Origin of the sequence: Butyrivibrio hungatei (assembly GCF_001858005.1) — a bacterium.
Lineage (GTDB): Bacteria > Bacillota > Clostridia > Lachnospirales > Lachnospiraceae > Butyrivibrio > Butyrivibrio hungatei.
The window spans coordinates 2,362,923-2,381,840 of the sequence record NZ_CP017831.1; the positions used below are offsets into that span (position 1 = coordinate 2,362,923).

Consider the following 18,918-nt stretch of genomic DNA (forward strand, 5'->3'; position numbering starts at 1 on the left):
AGAAGCTCGCACAAAAGTGCGAGCTTCTGATCACCATGGATGTTCTGGTCCTGAACCACCTGCGGTTTCTTCACCATTTTCATCATATTGTCCGTAATATTCCTGTTCCTCAGCTCTTTCATTAGCTGATTTAGTTCTGTTATCCTGAATCTCTTGAATCTCTTCCTGTGTCATAGGCTGAGGCTGATCCTGATTTTGGTTCTGTTCTTGTTCCTTTTCTTTCTCCTGCTCCTGCTGTTGTTGCTCCTGATCATTAGAATCATCATTACTATTTTGCTGTTGCTGGAGCTTCTCGATCATCTTATCGATATCTTCCTTGAGTTGCTGAGCAGTCGCATCAGTTCCAGTACCTTCATCATTGGCATATCCTTTTTCCATAAGGATATCTCTTGCTGTGTATAATACCTGCAGCGCACTCTGTATATCTGTATCAGATTTAAGATTATCAAAATCGATACTATAGCAAAGCGCCAATGCCAGATTTATTCTGATAGGGATATCCCTGTCTTGTGGAATATCTTCATATGAAAGAGCCTGATAATAATATGCCGCTGCAGTAGAATAGTCTCCTCCCTGGTAATAGCAATTACCAAGGTTGTAATACGGAAGATAGCTTTCAGGATGATTGAACATAGTCTCAAACTCCTGCACTGGCGCAGCATAAGTTTCGGAAGCATATGCTACAACAAAGAAATGGTTTAAAAGCACCTTCAACATAAAAAGGCCTGTGATCACAACAAGTACAATAGAAATAATAAAGGGTATCATAACCTTTAAAGGTTTCTTCTTCATAAATTACAATCTCCCCTTTCTTATTATTATGTACAATTCAAGTAACATCATAAGAGCCAAAGGAATAGCAAAGTAATAGTATATGTCTATATATCTCTCAGCACCTGTCTCTTTATCCATAACAGTCTTGCACTGATTCTTGACTTCTTCAATGATTCCCTTGATAGGACCATGTCCTGAGTTCATGTTAAAATAGCTGATATTAAGATCTGTAGCTACCTGCTGAAGATTTGCTTCATCGATCACAGAAACAGCATCCTTATGGGTAGAGCTGTCATATACATATCCCCAGCTGCCATCCTTCATCTTACCACCTTTTTCTGTACCATAGCCCAAAACAGCACCAGTATCCACAAATTCTGCAAGTTCTGCATAGGACTGGAGTTCTTCTCCATTAGTGATCTCACCGTCACTGATGTAGAAAACCACTGTCTTTCTATTCTCTTTTTTTCTAGAAGAAGAAAGAAGCGATCTCATATCGTAGTATGGAAGATTAAGACTACTTCCAGCTGCATCATATGAATCAATCTGAGTAATAGTAGCCATAAGATCTTCGATATATCTAACATCCTGAGTAAATGGGCTTACTACCTTTGACTTGTTATCAAAAGTAACAATAGCAAAGTTACTTCCTGCAAGTTCATCGATAATATACTGGACATCCTTGAGTGCTCCGCTCATTCTAGTGTTTTTGCCACTGTAGTCTTCTGCCCACATACTAAGAGTAGTATCTACAACAAAGAGAACATCCAGATTCTTGGTAGCAAATTCTACATTATCGTCTACTGTAACAGGTCTAAGGCCAATGCACAGTACGAGAATATAGATAATGGATAATCTTGCTATAGAAAAAATCTTTTCTTTTAGTTTTAACTGATTCCTACAGATTATGATCACTGTTGCAGTCATCAAAATGACAAATATGGCAAGCAGCGAAAATATAGGTATAATAGGTAATATTCTCATCTTTGTAACACCAATCCTGCCGTTATTGAAGCCACAAAGCACATAAGCAATGTGACAAATGGTATAAACGGCATGTCTGTATATTCTTTGGAAGCAACAGTCTTAACAAGGAGTGCATCCTCCTTCTGAATGCTTCCAACAATATCTTTTACTGAATTATCAGTAGTTCTGATATAAAGCTTACCGCCTGTTATCTTGATAGCATTCTCAAACTCGCTCTTACATTCTTCGTAATCATAGAGATCTGGCATGTAGAAAACCTCTTCTCTAGGATAGATGCCATAAACAGTTACATCATTAACAGCGCAAGCCTCTGCTGCCTTCTCCACATCAACAACCTGTGGAGCAATGTTACTAAGCTCATTGTCAGTACACATGATGATAACTCTTGTTCGCTCTGATTCTCCAAGGTATGGGAATGAATAAAGAGCTGTAGCAAGTCCTTCACCAATAAGTGATGAGCCCTTAACATCAGAGTTATATACTGTACCAGCATCAAAATATGACAGTTTGATCGCCATCTTCTCATACTCTTCATATTCTTCATCAGTAAGATCAGAGTATTTCTTGCCATTATAGGTCTCCATGAACTCTTTTTGCAAAACAAAGTACTGCTCAAGTTCATCAAGCTTGTCTAAAACATAATCATAATCGTCAGTAAGAGGCACATAGGTAACTGTCGAGGTATTGAATATGTTGATTCCAATTCTGTCTCCCTCAAGCCCTCTGACAAGTTCCTCAATGTAATCTGTAACCTCGTAGTTAAGGTCATACAGTGAATATGAAACATCCAAACAGATGATGATATCTCTTTTCTTTATAGTGCTCTCGATCTCTTTTGTTTCAAAAGGTCTGGCTATAAGGAAAAGTGATGATAAGATACTTCCCACAAGTGAAGCAACCAAAATGCATCTAAGGATCTTGTATCTTTTCTCAAGCTTTTTATATATAGCTGATTGCCTGATCCTTGATGTGTTCGCTGCCTTTATGCCTGTGGAATATGAATTTGCCTTGTGGCGCTGCACACCAAGTAGTGCAAACAGTACCACAGCAAGAATAATGCCGCCGATAATGACAACACTTTTGTGCATCAATTCCATGTTTTTATCACTCCCATAGCGCTATTGCATGAAGCTTCAAAGCTCATCCTGGTAGCTCTGTTATCCTCAGCAAATTCAGGTACATAGTATTCCTCGATCAGCTTATTGAGCTTCTCAATCCCAAGTCCCTTGATCTCATAGAGAGTATAGTTTTCCACATTGATACCTGTAGTCTCCTGTACAAATCCTCTAATAATAATACTAAGCTTCTGATAGCCATCTCTTTTTGTAATTTTCTTTGCATTATAATCCGCCAGAACAGCCTGGATCATTCCAACATATCTGCCCTTTGCGTTTGTGATAACTCTCTGTGAAGGTTGGATGAAAACTGGGCCTTCCTTTGTAGCTTCTACCTGTGACTGAGCCTTTTTATAGAAATGTCTCATTATCAAAAGAAAAGCCACAGATAAGAGCAGCGCTGAAATAGCAAAAAGCCATACCCACAGATAAAATTCAAACGGTGGTTGTAATGTAACCGTAGTTTCCATGTCTGTACCTTTCTAGCAGAAGGATAATGTTATCAATGATCTCGCTTTCCTTTTTGATGGAAACGACAGATGCCCTACCCTGTCTGCAGTTCTCGTTTATAATATCAGCTTCCTCGGTCCTGATGCTCTGTTCAAGCTCTCTTAATTTAGCATTATGTGAAAAGAAAAATCTCTCATACCTTCCAATATCTAAATCGAATACGCTCTGGCCGGTAAGACCTGCATCCTGAATGCCAATAGCCACAAGGTCGTGGTCACTGGTAATAGCTCTGATGAGATTCTTATCAATTGTCGCCAAAGTGCTGACATCAGTAATAAGGAAAATGATCATTCTCTTATGGACATTGTTGATAACATCCTTAAGAGTCTTGGAAATATCCTGAGCTCCGTCAGTTGTGACGCATTTCTGATACTCGTAAAGCAGTTTTTCGAGATGATCAGCTCCTGATTTGAACATGCTCATAAATGCTCCGCCTGCATTTGGAAAAGACAAAGCATAATCCGCACCGTTTCTACCGGCAATATAAGCCATTGTCCCAAATGTCATAAGAGCAAGATCTTTCTTGGCTTCACCTGAAGGAGTATCACCAGTCATCTTGGTACCGCAGTCGCACACAAACATCATGTTGTGTCTTCTATCAGTCATGTAACGTCTGACCAGGATAGTTCCCATTCTGGAAGAAGACTTCCAGTCAATATCATGGACCTCATCTCCAGGAGTGTATTCCTTGAGATCCTCGAAATCCATACTCCTACCCTTGTGGATAGAATGGAAATCGCCCTCTAAGATGTTAGAGGTCTTTCTAGTTGTATAAAGAGTCACCGCTCTTCTAATTCTTGATAAATACTCATAATCTATGTTCATAGCTTCATCTCATCATGGTGTCTTAACAGAGTTTACGATTCCGTCAATTACCTGTTCAATGGTGATGTTGTCAGCAACTGCAGAATAATTAAGACCGATCCTGTGTCTGAGAACCTGATGTCTTACGAGCTTAACATCCTCTGGAGTAGCATAAGTTCTACCCTGCATAAGCGCTGCCGCCTTAGCCATCTTGAGGAATGCAATAGATGCACGAGGTGAAACACCGATACGAACATACTTGCCAAGTTCAAATCCAGGAATCTGGTTTGCTCTTCTGCTGGCAACTACGATACTTGAGATATACCACTTAACAGCATCATCTACATAAACCTGATCAACGATATCCTGAACCTTATCAACATCCTTGATAGTAAGAACAGGATCATCAACTCTTGAGATAACACCTGACTCGATACGGCTTAAGATTTCAACTTCTTCAGCAGCTGTAGGATATGTTATAACCTCTTTAACAAGGAATCTGTCTGTCTGAGCCTCTGAAAGAGGATATGTGCCTTCCTGCTCGATAGGGTTCTGAGTAGCGATTACTATGAAGATATCTTCTGGCATGCGATATGTCTCGCCGCCGATAGTAACCTGCTTTTCCTGCATTGCCTCAAGCATGGCAGCCTGAGTCTTGGCAGAGGAACGGTTAACCTCATCAAGGAGTACAAAGTTAGCAAATACAGGTCCAAGGATTGTCTCGAACTTGTTAGTTGCCTGATTATAGATCTGTGTACCTACGATATCACCAGGTAAAAGATCTGGTGTACACTGAATTCTTGCAAACTTTCCGTCTACAGCATCTGAAATAGCCTTAGCGGCTGTTGTCTTAGCAAGTCCTGGAACAGACTCTACCAAGATATGGCCATCAGCAATGATAGAAGCAATAAGTGAGAACTTAAGCTGCTTCTGTCCTACTACTTTGGCATCGAAGTAATCTGATAACTTTTTGATTACTTCCTGTGAGTAATTAAAATCTTCCTGACTAATGTTATTTTTTGCGTCCATTTTCTCTTTCCCTTTACTTTATTATTGTAGCCAGGTTGCGCATGATTCCTGCAGCAATTTCCGGCTTATTCATAGAATAAACGTGTATGTGGCTTACTCCATTTGAAATCAGATCAATGATCTGATCACTTGCATATATGATTCCAGCTTCCCTAAGCTTGTCAGGATCATCCGCAAATCTATCCACCATGATCTTCATCTTCTGCGGAATGGTTGAACCAGAAAGAGCCACACTTCGTGAAACCTGCTTCACATTTGTGATAGGCATGATACCTGGAAGAACAGGGACCTCAATTCCTTTTTCTCTGATTCGATACAGGAACTGATATAATGTTGAATTATCAAAAAACATCTGAGTTGTAAGGAAGTCACAGCCTGCATCCACTTTTTCTTTGAGATGAACGATATCTTCTGACTGACGGGCACATTCAACGTGTCCCTCTGGATAACAAGCTCCACCGATACAGCAATCACTGTACTTAGATTTAATATCATAGATCAGCTGGTATGCATGATCATAGTCATAGCATACTCTACCTTCTTTTGGAATATCTCCCCTAAGTGCCATGATATTTTCAATTCTTTTTTCTTTGTATGCGTCGATCATTGAATCTACGTACTCTTTAGTAGAAGAAACGCAGGTAAGATGAGCAATCACATCCACACCATATTTATTCTGCAGATCAGCCGCAATATTAGCTGTATTTTGGCTTGTTCCACCGCCAGCTCCATAAGTAACACTCATGAAATCAGGCTTCAGAGCAGCGATTTCTGCTGCCGCCTTCTCAACTGCTGCATATCCGGCATCCGTTTTAGGTGGAAAAACTTCGAATGACAATGTGACATCTTTGCTATTTAGAATATCTATGATTTTCATACCGGTAGCCTCCTAAAAAATCCTCTTCGCTAGTCTATCAAATATACAAAAATGACGCAAGTTATCACCTGCGCCATTTAATGTCCTGTAATTTATATTATTTTGCAAAATCAAACATTGATCTCAGCTTTTACTCCAAGGTCATCCTTATTGGCATCAAGGATAGGATCAACAACCTCTGATAAGAACTTTTCAACCTGATGAGCACTGCATCCAACGTACTTCTTTGGATCCATAGAAGCCTTGAGTTCCTCAAGTGAAAGAGGAAATGCTGGATCTTCAGCTATAAGCTCAAGAAGGTTATTGTCCTTACCTTCAACCTTAACCGTCTTGCCAGCTTCCATTGAAAGCTCTCTGATTCTCTCATGAAGTTCCTGTCTGTCTCCGCCGGCCTTTACTGCATCCATCATGATGTTCTCTGTAGCCATAAATGGAAGTTCAGACATAAGTCTCTTTTCAATAACCTTAGGATATACAACAAGTCCGTCTACAACGTTGAGACATAGATCAAGGATACCATCTGTTGCAAGGAAGCCTTCAGGAATTGAAAGTCTCTTGTTGGCAGAATCATCAAGTGTTCTCTCAAACCACTGTGAAACCTCAGTAATAGCAGGATTAAGTGTATCGATGATGACATATCTTGCAAGAGAGCAGATACGCTCACTTCTCATAGGATTTCTCTTGTAAGCCATAGCTGATGAACCGATCTGGCTCTTTTCAAATGGCTCTTCAACTTCCTTAAGATGCTGGAGAAGTCTGATATCCTGAGCCATCTTAGTTGCTGATGATGCGATGCCTGCAAGAACGTTGATAACCTTCATGTCGATCTTACGGCTGTAGGTCTGACCTGAAACAGCCATGCATCCCTTGAAGCCAAGCTTTTCTGCAAGCATTGGATCAAGCTTATCAACCTTTGAAAGGTCTCCATCAAAAAGCTCAAGGAATGAAGCCTGTGTTCCAGTTGTTCCCTTTGAACCAAGAAGTTTCATATTATCAAGGACATAATCAAGGTCCTCAAGATCAATGGTGAAATCCTGAAGCCAGAGTGTAGCTCTTTTACCAACTGTTGTTGGCTGTGCTGGCTGGAAATGTGTAAATCCAAGTGTTGGCTGATCCTTGTACTTGTCAGCAAACTTAGAAAGCTCATAGATAACATTGACAAGCTTCTTACGAACAAGCTTAAGGCCTTCTGTCATGATGATGATATCTGTGTTATCGCCAACGTAGCAGCTGGTTGCACCAAGGTGGATGATACCCTTAGCCTTTGGGCACTGTTGGCCATAAGCATATACATGGCTCATTACATCGTGACGAACTTCTTTTTCTCTAGCCTTGGCAACATCATAGTTGATGTCATCCTGATGAGCCTTAAGCTCATCGATCTGCTCCTGAGTTATATTAAGACCAAGCTCTTTTTCTATTTCTGCAAGAGCGATCCACAGCTTTCTCCAAGTCTTGAACTTCATGTCCTGGGAAAAGATGTACTGCATCTCTTTACTTGCATATCGCTCTGATAATGGGCTTGTATAACGATCTGTACTCATACTGTTCTCCTTTTTAAAACCAATTTTCACATTTTGAGCAATACGGATTGCTCCGCTTCGCTCTCGCAATCCTACGGCCATTCGGAATCCGCACTATCGTGCTACTTCCTCATGTCCATTGTGTCTTCAAAACCAATTTTGTTTTTCTGCAAGCAGAAACAAAAATTGGTTTTTCATCCACTTATTGCTCAAACTCTCCTCGAATATCACCCTTAGGTGGATCAACCGGATATTTGCCTGTAAAGCATCCCTTACAGATTCCAAGCTTGCCGCCAACCATCTCTTCAAGTCTGTCGATTCCAAGATAAGCAAGTGAATCAGCACCAATGATCTTGCAAATATCTTCTACATTTCTGTTGTAGGCAATAAGCTGATCTCTAGCTGGAACGTCTGTACCAAAGTAGCAAGGCCACAAGAATGGTGGTGAACTTACTCTCATGTGGACCTCCTTGGCTCCGGCATCTCTAAGCATTCTAACGATCCTGTCAGAAGTTGTACCTCTTACGATAGAGTCATCGATCATGATGATCCTCTTACCTTCAACTGCGCTCTTTAATGCATTGAGCTTGACCTGAACGCTTGATTCTCTATTCTTCTGCTTGGGCTTAATGAAAGTTCTGCCGATATATGAATTCTTGACAAATGCCTGACCATAAGGGATTCCTGATTCCATAGCATAGCCAAGGGCTGCTACGTTACCCGACTCTGGAACACCTACTACAAGATCTGCATCAACCGGCGAATCCTTGGCAAGGAATCTACCTGCAGCAATTCTTGCATCATACACGCTTACGCCGTCAATATTACTGTCTGGTCTGGCAAAATAGATATATTCAAAGATGCATCTTGCATGCTCTTCCTTAGGAAGGCAAAGACTCTTATTGGACTGAATACCATACTCAGGTGAAATAGTAACGATCTCACCCGGTTCAACATCACGGATAAATGTTGCTCCGATAGTATCAAGAGCACATGTCTCAGAAGCAAGAACGTAACAGTTCTCTCTTCGCCCGATCACAAGTGGTTTGAATCCATAAGGATCTCTTGCTCCAATAAGCTTTCTTGGTGACATGATAACAAGTGAATATGCTCCCTTGATCTTGAGCATTGCTCTTCCAACAGCTTCTTCTACCGAAGTAGAAACAAGTCTTTCTCTGGCAATATGATATGCAATTACTTCTGAATCAATTGTAGTCTGGAAAATCGCACCAGTATAAGCAAGCTCCTGTCTGAGCTCTGGCGCATTGACAAGGTTACCATTATGGGCAAGTGCCAAGGTTCCCTTAACATAGTTTAGAACAAGTGGCTGCGCATTCTCTCTGGTACTGCTGCCAGCCGTAGAATAACGAACGTGACCAACACCGATGTCGCCCTTAAGCTTATCAAGTGTATCTGGTGTAAAAGCTTCATTTACAAGTCCCATGTCCTTGTAACTTACGATCTTACCTTTAGGTCCACTAGTATCACTCACAGCGATACCGCAGCTCTCCTGACCTCTGTGCTGCAAAGAGACAAGTCCATAGTAAATGGATCCTGCAACGTCTCCTCCATCAAAATCATACATTCCGAAAACACCGCACTCTTCCCCGAGATGCTTGTAGTTTTCCGTTCTGATATCGTTTCCCATCTAATCTCCTCAATTAATGAAAAGTTATGATTTCCACAAACAAAGAAATAATATCATCAACCGGATTTTCTGACAATGGAAAAATTAAACTATATGTAAAAAAATCCAGACATGATTTTTTACATGTCTGGATATCTTTCTTCATATCTTGATACCATATCAAGTATCTCCTGAGCATATTGAGGATAAAGACGAGCTGTATCTTCAATCTCTCTCTTGGCATTACCGGCTACAACATCTTTGTTGTACTCCATTCTCTTTCTAAGAGACTGCCTGCGAACATTTAAGTTGTGCCTGATCTCAACTTCTTCATTGTGACTAAGAAGTGCTTCCGGCTGATGGATCCAGATCTCTGGATCTCTTACCCTAAAGTGTCTTAGCATATAGATCAGATCCTTCTGGTTTGAATCAAGAAGCTTTCTGGCATCCTCGTACCTTGCACGCTCCCTCTTTTCCCTGCTGTATCTCTCAAAAAGATCTGTAAGCTCACCTGAACTCATAACTCTGTACTTAAGGCACAGATAATCAATAAGGTTAGTATTGTTGACGTAACGGATCTTAACCTGATTCTGAAGCATTATAAGCCTTGAAATGGACTTTTTTACCGTCTTCATCTCAACTACAGCGTTAGTACTTTGGACATACAGCACAGTTATAGATATAGCCGCCAGTAGGATTGCCACCATGTAACCATATACTACATTGAGCTTAAGTCCAAACTGCAGTACCAGTAAAACAAATATTGCAAAAACAAGAGCTGTTCCTATGGCAATGATAAGCTTCTTGGAATTCTCCATAGTGTTCTCAAGCTCTTCCTCTCTAAAGAAGTAAGCTTCAAGTTCCCCATCAAGGCGCTTAAGATCGTTTCTTATCTTCCTCTGGAAATCTTCAGCTTCCATAAGCTTTTTCGAACCAGCCTGAGCTTCCGACTGAAGTCTTTCCATTCTTTCAAACTCCTCATCGGTCATCTTGCTCTTTCTCTTGCTGAACTTTTCCTGCTGATCCTGAGAATCAAGGATCTTCTGGGCACATTCATTGATCTCAGCTCTCTGTTCAGGTGGCAGCGCATCGATCTCTTCCATATCCCTTAAGTGACTTGTAACATCGTTATACTCAAACTCAAGGGCATCAAGCTCCTTGGCTGCCTCCTCCATCTGCTGAAGGCAGCTTCCTATATATTCTCTTCTTTGAACAGGATCATCCATATCAAGAGACTTTCTGGTATAGACAATGTCATTCCAGTTTTCAAGTTCTACCTGCTGTTCCCATTCATCATCTCTTGAATTTCTAAAAATATTATCAAGAATCCCCATATCTTACTCCCTAAGACAAACCTTAGTTTTTGTGCTTCACAAGACTTCTGTATTCCTCTTTAAGTTCCTCAGCCATCTCACCAGCCATTGCGTAGTACTCATGCATCCTGCCTTCAGCCTTGTATACTGAAAGAGTTCCAAGAGCATGATTCTCCTTGGTAGCTCCATACAGCTCAGTTGCTTCATTCATGCGCTTTTCAAGTTCAAGGGAAGCCTCATAGGCCTCTTCATTTTCTGCGATAAAAGAAACATATTCCTTGTCGGAAAGCTTCATCCTTACTGCTGCAAGATACTGCAGGTAAGACTCTTTGTCACCGCCATCCTCATAAGCTCTAAGAAACATGTTAGAAGCCTTATCAAACAGGAACAGTTTTGCATACATAACACCTTCATTGTGCTCGATCCTTGCTCTCATGGACTGATCTAGGTCAGGAGTATTATTCAAAAGAAATTCATATTCCTTAAAAGCAAGACTGTACTTGTGATTTCTAATAAGAAACTCTGCTCTTGCAAGCTTCTTCATGTAAACATCCATTCCAGCATTGGCTCTAAGGATCTCTTCAGTTCTATCTATCTCCTTGCGGCTGTTATAGCCAACGTAATCAAGTATAGTACCTGCAAGTGAAGCAATAGAACACCTTTTCAGATACATGCCACGAAGCTCATCTGCCAGATTTTCCAGGGAACATTCCTTATCGATCCAGTCAAAAAGCTCATTGCCAAAAGAGTCCTCATCCAAAAGAAATGCATTATTAACAAGGCAGTAGCAAAGTTCTTCAATACAGAACACATTTCTGCCCACTTTTTCTAAATGATATGGAGTTTTTGCATAAGTTCCGATACAAAGAATCGGTCTGCTCATAACTCTATCCTCTCATGTTACAATTCAATAACCTGCTCCCAAACCTTTCCTGTTGAAGGGAACAGTTCTCCAAAGCCAAGGTCTTGGACCTTGACTGCAACTTCGCTCACAGAATTCATAAACAGCGTGATCCGAAGTCTCGTGGTGCCTTCAGGTCTTTTCTCAAGGCCATCAAGATATAACTGCACCATCTTGGGCATCTTGCCCGTAAGAGGGGTAACCTCTATATTAAGGATACCGCTTGGATCCATGATGATCTCAAGCTGTGCTCCAGCTTCATACCAGTTAGCACCTGCATCCAAAAGAGCGTAGTAAACTTCTGTGCCGCACTTTAAAAGTTTCATTCCAAGATTGGACTTAAGCTTGTCTTCCCCAAGAAATACGTACTTCTTGGAATTGTCAGAAGGGTTGATCCTCTCTCTTGCTGCTATGCTGGCGCCCTTACTAAACATATTGTTTCCCTGGAACACACGCCTTGTCCTGCACAGGAACTCCAGCGAACGCTTTGGCCACTTCTCCTTGAAGCCATCTCCCAAAAGAAATACCGTAGAAACGATCCTATCCTCGCAGACCTTCTGCATGATGGTCAGGAATTCATCATCAAGCCTCTCACAGGTCTTGTGGAAAAGAGGTGCCTCCTTTGGAAATTCCTCGTTAGGAAGCCTTAGGTCGTCAAAGCTCTTTACATCTATAGTTGCAACAACCGGCGTAGTATTGTGATTAAGGTTCATCTCGTAAACATGAAGGTCATCAAGATCATAATCACAGGCCAGTATCGAATGATGCATCAGATCCTCCGGCTGATAGAGCATGTAGTTGTAAAAACTTTCCTCATGGCTCTGATAAAAAACATTCTGAGTCTTGAGCTCTAACGCTGATGTCACCGCATTTAAGACCTGAACCATTCTGTGATCAAGGCTCTTTGTGGTGAACATGATAGCATCAACATTATCAAGTGACAGTTCCATTGCCAACAAGGACAAGCTCCTCTTGATAAACAAGGTCAAAAGAGCTATTGGATCATATTCAGCATCTCCAACTACCACTGCTTTTCCAGTTCTGGCCGCAGCAACAAGACCGGTAACAGCCACACCATCACCGTCTTCAATATGTCTCACAGCTTCTTTGCCGTAAAACCACTGGTTTACCTCATTTCTTTTGCAAAGAACTGTTGGGATATTATATAGTTCTGCTCCCGCAAGCACTGACAATGTCTCAGGCATATCCGCATCCGAAGCCAAATAGCTTATCTGCGAAACCTTATCCCCAAGATCATATCCCAGTACAAAGCGCTTTTCATCCGAACTTCCAAAAAGCATTAGTATCTTCCTTCTGTATTATCCAGTATTGGAGTAAAAAGTTTGTCACTTATAAATCTCTTTTTGTAGAACTCTGACATAAGCTTGTAAGCAGTGTCATAATCCTGCAAAGTCTCACCGATCATAATGTCATTGATAATGCTGTATCTGCTGCTGCCCTGAATCTTGATGATATCACTCTTTTGGATAGTTCCACTCTCAGTAAGAGCAGGCTCCTCAGCCCCTGTATCCTCAGTAATGTAGTACTGAAGCTGTTCCCCAAAGAAAAGGATAAATGAGCACACATAGATTCCATCGTACATTTCACGCATTTCCATGCTCTTGTACTCAGCATCAGGGTCATTATCAACTCTGTAGTTGATCACACATTTCCTTCCAGGTAAAGTCCTGTATTCCAACATAGTCTTGTCTGTAAACTGCACCATATCTGGAACCAGATCCTCATACTCTGTAAAGAATGGGAAATATACATTTTCATTCAAAAGCTTCTTGAGGAATGATGTCGCAACTTCTTCGTTGTATTCTTCCTCAGTTCTTTTCTCAGTTGCGTAATATCTAAGGTATGCAAGCCTTGACACATCCTGAAGCGGAACTCCTGTAAGGGCTAGCGCTTCAACTCTTTCGTAGATAAAGCTATCTGTAACCTTGCCTCTTACAAAGTAGTCATAGGAGCACATTGCAAGGAACGCAGTCTCCACATCAGTTCCCGCACCGCTTGAAACGTAAGACCTGAATATATCTATCTTTTCTCCTACATAGGAACCGCTGTACATCATCTGTATCAGCATCCTCTCGGAAAGAGCATAGGTATCAAGCTTAAAGGACTCAGCAGCCTTCCACACATCTCTCATTTCCTTGATGGTACCGTTAAAGTTCTCTACAAGATAAGCCAGGATCTGCTCATCATACTTGCTCTGAGAAAATGCGCAGTAAGCAATCTCAACTTCCTGCTCTCCATTTTCATAGATGCCTCTATCCAGCATTCTGCCACACATACGCATCAAAATCTTGGCATCGATAGAATGGGTGCCATAAGCCTTAACCCACTCAAGAGCCTTCTCATAAAGCCCTGCCATTACCATGAGTTCCAAAAGCTCGTTTCTCTCAGTGCTGGTAATATTCAGCGGATCAACGTTAACCAGATACTCTGTCAGCTGCCTTGTAAAATCATTATCATAATAAAACTTGATGAGATTGCTGCGGATATCATTCCTATACTTTGCCCTAACAAGCTCAGACTCTGCAAGGTCTCTATATCTGCCCACATTCTCCATATCAATGTTATATGCATTTTTGCCAAGATCACTAAGGAAGAGGTCCAGATTCTCCTGTCCCTTCTGGATATAAGGAACAGCATAGCTTGTGAGCTTTCCGGGCACCATCATCTTCACATTAGAATATGGTATGCTGGCAGCATATCTGTTATCATCTCTATCTGTCAAAAGAACTGTGTAATCCGTTCCGTATAATGGCACATAGCATTTACCATCAACTACCGGATAACGCATCTCTTTTTCACACTTATCATAAACAACGCAAACACTGTTAACACGCTTGTCTGAAGTCTTGATCTCAGCAGTTGATACCACATACAGAACCTTGGCTGCATTGGCGGCATCCACCATCTGCTTGGTCAAAAGATTTCTGTAAAGATAGCCAAGATCCTTGTTGATCCTGCCCTTATCAAGCTGAGCCATAAGAAACTTCTCTATCTGAGGTACATAGGATTCGTAAAGCTCAGGGTATTCCTCTCTCTTTTCGTGAATATATCTGTAAAGGATGGCATTCTGCTCATAATCAAGGTCACTCTGATATGAGAAGTACATAAGTACCATCTTGTTGATCTCACAAGGTAAAAGTCCCTCATCGTCAACATAGATCGACATCATGTAATACTCATAGAGCCTTGTGATCCTAAGCGCTCTCTCAACACCCTTGGCATACCACTCAAAGGCCATTCTTGAAGTCTTTCCACCCTTTATCAAAAGAGCTACTATCTGCTCAAGTACTTCATCGCTGTCCTTGATCTCATAGGCTGCTCTGAGGATCCTAAAGAGTCTTTCATCGTAATTTCTTGCCCTGGCCGCAAGGTATACGATCTGGTCTATAAGATTAAGACTGATGATCTGCTTTTTGGCACCGTATTCAAGAATATAAAGTTCGTAGTCATCAAGCCTTGTAAGGATAGATGGCGTCTCATTTAAAAGATTCATAGCTTCCAGGTACAGGATTGGACTCCTGCAGCCAAATGAAAACTGCTCTTCCAGAGACATCCATTTTCTAGGGCTGGATGAAACTGAATCATCTGATACATATTGAAGAAGCCATGCAATTCGCCAGTTATCAGGATTTCTTCTGAATATTCCTTCAAGTCTCTCAGAAATATCGTTTATAACACTGTCCTCTTTACTGCAGAGGCTGGAAAGATACAGATAATAACTATAGATAGTATCTCCAGGAGCATCCAGTGCCTCTTTGGCCGCATGATCAAGGATCCACTTTCCCTCATTGACTCTGCCTACAGTTATGTAGTAGTGAGCCGTATAAAGCCTGAACTCAAGATCCTTGTCATCTATAGCATTCATTCTTGATATGATCTTGCCTGTCTCAGAAAGCCATACCCTGGATGTGATCTTCTTACATCTATAACCCTCATAGACCTTAACAAGCTGGACTTTAAGGTTTTTCTTTTCCTGATAATCTGCAGTTGGATGCCTGTCATTAAGCTCAACTGATACAGTTACAGGAATCTCAGTTTTGACGAAAGCATTGCTAAATACGATCCTTCCAAAGTTATTACCCTCGTGAAGCTTCTCTGTGTGAAGTCTCACCTTCATGTGGCAGGAACTTCCGCTAAAGCTCTCTTCACTTAGTTCATACTTATCAAGAGCTATGAAATCGCCGTCAACTTCGGCCTTCAAACGTGAATATCCCCAGCCATTTCTAGTGATAAGTAAACCATTATCATGGGTAAGCCCCGTGAAATCTATATGGATCTCATCCTGATCAATAAGAAACGCCATAGGCTGCTTCTTGTTAATGGCGATCAGGAATTCCTCAACGTTCTGTTCATTATCAGGCACAGCAGCAAGGCCTCTGTAAAGGCTCTCGTACTGAGTATCATTTCCTTGAAATAAATTGATGAAATCCTTTGAATAAAAAAGACGTATAGCTTCCTGCCAATCAGTTTTGGCAAGGTTTGCAAAATGAAACAGATTCTTGATATCACCAAGGCTGGACGCAATGTGATCATGCCTTACAGTGACAACAAACGGAAGGCTATACTCACCCTGATTGGACACAATCCTGAAGGTACCCTGGATTACATCACCTTTAGAAAGTCCGTGGGCATCATATCTAAAAGAAACCTCATAAGGTGCTCCTGAAAACTCCTTGGTCAGGATCTCCATTCTAAGGTCACTTGAACTTACAACTCCAACAACAAGCCTGTTGTCAGGCCCAAAAATAGTAAAAGAACCTTCGACAGTCTCATCCGGGCCCAGCAGAAGTTCCACTCTGGGCGTAGAAAAATCAAGGCTCTTCTCGTCATATTCAAATTGTCCCTTCAACAGCCTGTCAACAATTTCTCTCACAACTCACCCCAAAAAACAATTATTCCATACTAGTATACCATAAAATCCCCAAATTTCTTTAACAAATCCACACCCATTCCATCATAAAAAAAGCCCGCATAAAGTGGGCTTGGATTACTCTGTTCTGAGGGCTTCGATTGGATCTAGCTTGGCTGCACGTCTGGCAGGGTAGATTCCAAAGAAAAGTCCTATTGCTGTTGAGATTGCTACTACTATTGCTATGAGTAGTGGGTTGACTACGAAGGCAAAATCGATCAGTTTGCAGATGAGGAAGGCCAGGGAAAGGCCTAGGGCTATGCCGATAAGTCCACCTGTGAAGGTAAGGATAGCGGCTTCTGCAAGGAACTGAACAAGGATTGATGATGTTCTGGCTCCAAGTGACTTTCTGATACCGATCTCGCGGGTTCTCTCTGTAACTGATACGGTCATGATGTTCATAACACCGATACCACCCACAAGAAGGGATATTGCGGCGATGATAGCTACTACTGAAGTGATGATGTTAAGGATCGTCTCTGTGGTCTGATCTGTACCATAGCCGGATGATACCTTAACAGCATTCTCTCCTCTGATACCCAAAACGTTTTCTACAACTGATCTGGTCTGTTTGAGGACATCATTTTTGTATTCGCTATCAAGATAGATAGTGATACTTGTAAACTCATCTATATTCCAATTAAAGGCTGCAGCAAAAGATGTATAAGGTGCGCTTCCGATAAAATAAGGATCTCCGCCGTAACCAGCATAAGAAATATCCTGAGGAGTGTTTTCCGTCACGCCAACAATTGTAAACTCAGCTGTTCTATCGTCAAAAGTAAGTTCTATATTCTGCCCAACTACATCCTCATATCCAAAGATCTTTTCAGCAGCAATCTGACTTATGACGCACACAGGCTTACGGTCTTCCACATCGCCCCTAGTAAAGAATCTTCCATGAGCCAGCTTAACAGAGCCGCCCTCTTTAGCGGCTTCGGAAGTACCCTGCACCATCATCTCATACTGTGTGTGCTTTCCCTTGACATATCCCCAGGTAGTAAAGCTTGGCGCTACTCCGTATATATTATTTAAGTTTTCTTCAACCTGATTTATTGCTTCCTGATCAAATGTCTTGTCAGTTTTTGTATTATCAAGATTTACTGAAATAGTGGTTGCTCCCATGGCATCAATCTCACCATTTACAGTCTCCTTCATTCCATCACCCAGCACTAGAACCGTAAGTACGGCTGATATACCGATGATGATGCCAAGCATAGTCAAAAAAGATCTGCCTTTATTGTTCTTTATGCTTGATAATGCACTTTTTATATATTCTCCAAAGGTTCCCATCTAGTTCCTCTTTCTTACAGTCTAAGAGCATCAATAGGCTTCATCTTGGCAGCTTTTCTTGCTGGATAAAGTCCAAAGAAAATACCCACCAGGATTGAGAAAAATGCTGCTCCAAGAACCGATGTTGGTGTAATGATTACCTTAAAGCCTATAACAGTACAGATAATGTGTGCTGCAACAATGCCCAGGATTATGCCAAGTACTCCGCCCAAAAAAGTAAGAATACACGCCTCAAACAAAAACTGTGACATAATTGCACCAGTCTTGGCTCCAATGGACTTTCTGATACCGATCTCTCTTGTTCTTTCTGTAACTGATACCAGCATGATATTCATAACACCAATACCACCTACCACAAGTGATATTACAGACACCAGCAAAAGAAATGTGGATGCATATCCAAGGATGGTATCCAGTTCTTTTGAAAGATCAGCCATACTATAAGCAGTAATGGCATTATTAACGCCTCTTAATCCATGCCTGTTTGTGAGAATGTCCTGAGCTTCTTTAACTTTTTTAGCAAGAACGCCCTGATCTGCAAAAAGAACTATCATATCGTATCTGTCTGTATAATAGCCGAAATCCCCTGCCATTGCAGTATATGGAACTTCTATCTGGGCATAGTAATCTTGTCCAGCCATAATGAACTCATACATTTCATTCATGTGGTCACGAAGGCCAACAATAGTATATGTCGCAGTCCTTCCCCAGCATGTGATCTCTATTTCTCTTCCGATACACTCCTCTGTTCCAAAGATTTTTTTGGCATCATCAAGGAGCATAACGCAGACTCTCTGTCCACTTTCAACCTGCTGCCTGGTAAAATACTGTCCCTTTACCACCTCATTACCAAAGGCTCGTTCAAAAGATTCAGAGCCACCCATAAGGTCGCATTCATAGGTTCCTCTCGTTCCTTTAACTTTTCCGCTGCCGCTATAGAAAGGAGACACACCTTTTATATCAGTGAGTTTTTCCTCTAAGATAGCAACATCATCTGGTCCTAGGTTATCTGATGTCTTTGTTCTATTAATACTGATTGTACCGTAATTACCTGCGATTCCATTGAGCTGACTCTGAACGAACTCAGTCATTCCGTTACCAAGAGCAACTACAGCGATTACCGCAGCAATACCTATGACGATACCAAGCATAGTCATAAGAGTTCGGTATCCATTACCTATTATCTGTTTAATCGCACTTTTAAAATATTCTTTAATCTGTCCCATGTTGTTACCGAT

At 41.3% G+C, this 18,918-nt stretch carries 15 protein-coding genes; all 15 read right to left on the minus strand.

Annotation, left to right across the window (positions count from 1 at the left end):
• Positions 1-30: 30 nt before the first annotated feature.
• Positions 31-792 carry a tetratricopeptide repeat protein gene (locus bhn_RS15730; protein WP_071176734.1) on the minus strand — a complete coding sequence of 254 codons (762 nt, stop codon included), beginning with the start codon at positions 790-792 and terminating at the stop codon, positions 31-33.
• A 3-nt stretch (positions 793-795) separates the two neighbouring features.
• Positions 796-1,701, minus strand: a complete 906-nt coding sequence (locus bhn_RS10995; RefSeq protein WP_161487325.1) for a vWA domain-containing protein — start codon at positions 1,699-1,701, stop codon at positions 796-798.
• A gap of 53 nt (positions 1,702-1,754) precedes the next feature.
• The gene (locus bhn_RS11000; protein ID WP_071176736.1) at positions 1,755-2,858 is read right to left on the minus strand and encodes a VWA domain-containing protein; all 1,104 of its coding nucleotides are present in this window, start codon (positions 2,856-2,858) and stop codon (positions 1,755-1,757) included.
• A complete protein-coding gene (locus bhn_RS11005; protein ID WP_071176737.1) occupies positions 2,849-3,346 on the minus strand; it encodes a hypothetical protein in 498 nt (165 codons plus the stop codon). Before bhn_RS11005 ends, bhn_RS11000 begins: the two co-directional genes overlap by 10 nt.
• On the minus strand, positions 3,312-4,211 hold the full coding sequence (locus bhn_RS11010) for a DUF58 domain-containing protein (protein ID WP_071176738.1): 900 nt from the start codon (positions 4,209-4,211) through the stop codon (positions 3,312-3,314). Before bhn_RS11010 ends, bhn_RS11005 begins: the two co-directional genes overlap by 35 nt.
• A gap of 12 nt (positions 4,212-4,223) precedes the next feature.
• On the minus strand, positions 4,224-5,219 hold the full coding sequence (locus tag bhn_RS11015; RefSeq protein ID WP_071176739.1) for an AAA family ATPase: 996 nt from the start codon (positions 5,217-5,219) through the stop codon (positions 4,224-4,226).
• Positions 5,220-5,232: 13 nt separating this feature from the next.
• Positions 5,233-6,096: a methylenetetrahydrofolate reductase [NAD(P)H] gene (metF, locus tag bhn_RS11020; protein WP_071176740.1), complete on the minus strand. Its 864-nt coding sequence runs from the start codon at positions 6,094-6,096 to the stop codon at positions 5,233-5,235.
• Positions 6,097-6,206: 110 nt separating this feature from the next.
• The gene (purB, locus tag bhn_RS11025) at positions 6,207-7,640 is read right to left on the minus strand and encodes an adenylosuccinate lyase (RefSeq protein WP_071176741.1); all 1,434 of its coding nucleotides are present in this window, start codon (positions 7,638-7,640) and stop codon (positions 6,207-6,209) included.
• Between the two features lie 181 nt (positions 7,641-7,821).
• On the minus strand, positions 7,822-9,267 hold the full coding sequence (gene purF, locus bhn_RS11030; protein WP_071176742.1) for an amidophosphoribosyltransferase: 1,446 nt from the start codon (positions 9,265-9,267) through the stop codon (positions 7,822-7,824).
• 119 nt (positions 9,268-9,386) lie between these two features.
• A complete protein-coding gene (locus tag bhn_RS11035; protein WP_071176743.1) occupies positions 9,387-10,580 on the minus strand; it encodes an AAA family ATPase in 1,194 nt (397 codons plus the stop codon).
• A gap of 22 nt (positions 10,581-10,602) precedes the next feature.
• On the minus strand, positions 10,603-11,442 hold the full coding sequence (locus tag bhn_RS11040; RefSeq protein ID WP_071176744.1) for a hypothetical protein: 840 nt from the start codon (positions 11,440-11,442) through the stop codon (positions 10,603-10,605).
• A gap of 17 nt (positions 11,443-11,459) precedes the next feature.
• Positions 11,460-12,761, minus strand: coding sequence for a DUF5716 family protein (locus bhn_RS11045; RefSeq protein WP_071176745.1), 1,302 nt, complete (start codon positions 12,759-12,761; stop codon positions 11,460-11,462).
• Positions 12,761-16,354 (minus strand): DUF5717 family protein, encoded by a 3,594-nt coding sequence (locus bhn_RS11050; RefSeq protein ID WP_071176746.1) that lies wholly within the window; start codon positions 16,352-16,354, stop codon positions 12,761-12,763. The genes bhn_RS11045 and bhn_RS11050 overlap by 1 nt, the downstream gene beginning before the upstream one ends.
• Positions 16,355-16,468: 114 nt before the next feature.
• A complete protein-coding gene (locus bhn_RS11055; RefSeq protein WP_071176747.1) occupies positions 16,469-17,680 on the minus strand; it encodes an ABC transporter permease in 1,212 nt (403 codons plus the stop codon).
• 14 nt (positions 17,681-17,694) lie between these two features.
• A complete protein-coding gene (locus bhn_RS11060; RefSeq protein WP_071176748.1) occupies positions 17,695-18,906 on the minus strand; it encodes an ABC transporter permease in 1,212 nt (403 codons plus the stop codon).
• Positions 18,907-18,918: the final 12 nt, after the last annotated feature.

Excerpts from the sequence above, each read along its gene's own strand:
- purF (WP_071176742.1), bottom strand. The coding sequence starts at position 9,267 with ATGGGAAACGATATCAGAACGGAAAACTACAAGCATCTCGGGGAAGAG.
- bhn_RS11040 (WP_071176744.1), bottom strand. The coding sequence starts at position 11,442 with ATGAGCAGACCGATTCTTTGTATCGGAACTTATGCAAAAACTCCATAT.
- metF (WP_071176740.1), bottom strand. The coding sequence starts at position 6,096 with ATGAAAATCATAGATATTCTAAATAGCAAAGATGTCACATTGTCATTC.
- bhn_RS11005 (WP_071176737.1), bottom strand. The coding sequence starts at position 3,346 with ATGGAAACTACGGTTACATTACAACCACCGTTTGAATTTTATCTGTGG.
- purB (WP_071176741.1), bottom strand. The coding sequence starts at position 7,640 with ATGAGTACAGATCGTTATACAAGCCCATTATCAGAGCGATATGCAAGT.
- bhn_RS11060 (WP_071176748.1), bottom strand. The coding sequence starts at position 18,906 with ATGGGACAGATTAAAGAATATTTTAAAAGTGCGATTAAACAGATAATA.
- bhn_RS15730 (WP_071176734.1), bottom strand. The coding sequence starts at position 792 with ATGAAGAAGAAACCTTTAAAGGTTATGATACCCTTTATTATTTCTATT.
- bhn_RS10995 (WP_161487325.1), bottom strand. The coding sequence starts at position 1,701 with ATGACTGCAACAGTGATCATAATCTGTAGGAATCAGTTAAAACTAAAA.
- bhn_RS11000 (WP_071176736.1), bottom strand. The coding sequence starts at position 2,858 with ATGGAATTGATGCACAAAAGTGTTGTCATTATCGGCGGCATTATTCTT.
- bhn_RS11010 (WP_071176738.1), bottom strand. The coding sequence starts at position 4,211 with ATGAACATAGATTATGAGTATTTATCAAGAATTAGAAGAGCGGTGACT.
- bhn_RS11035 (WP_071176743.1), bottom strand. The coding sequence starts at position 10,580 with ATGGGGATTCTTGATAATATTTTTAGAAATTCAAGAGATGATGAATGG.
- bhn_RS11045 (WP_071176745.1), bottom strand. The coding sequence starts at position 12,761 with ATGCTTTTTGGAAGTTCGGATGAAAAGCGCTTTGTACTGGGATATGAT.
- bhn_RS11055 (WP_071176747.1), bottom strand. The coding sequence starts at position 17,680 with ATGGGAACCTTTGGAGAATATATAAAAAGTGCATTATCAAGCATAAAG.
- bhn_RS11015 (WP_071176739.1), bottom strand. The coding sequence starts at position 5,219 with ATGGACGCAAAAAATAACATTAGTCAGGAAGATTTTAATTACTCACAG.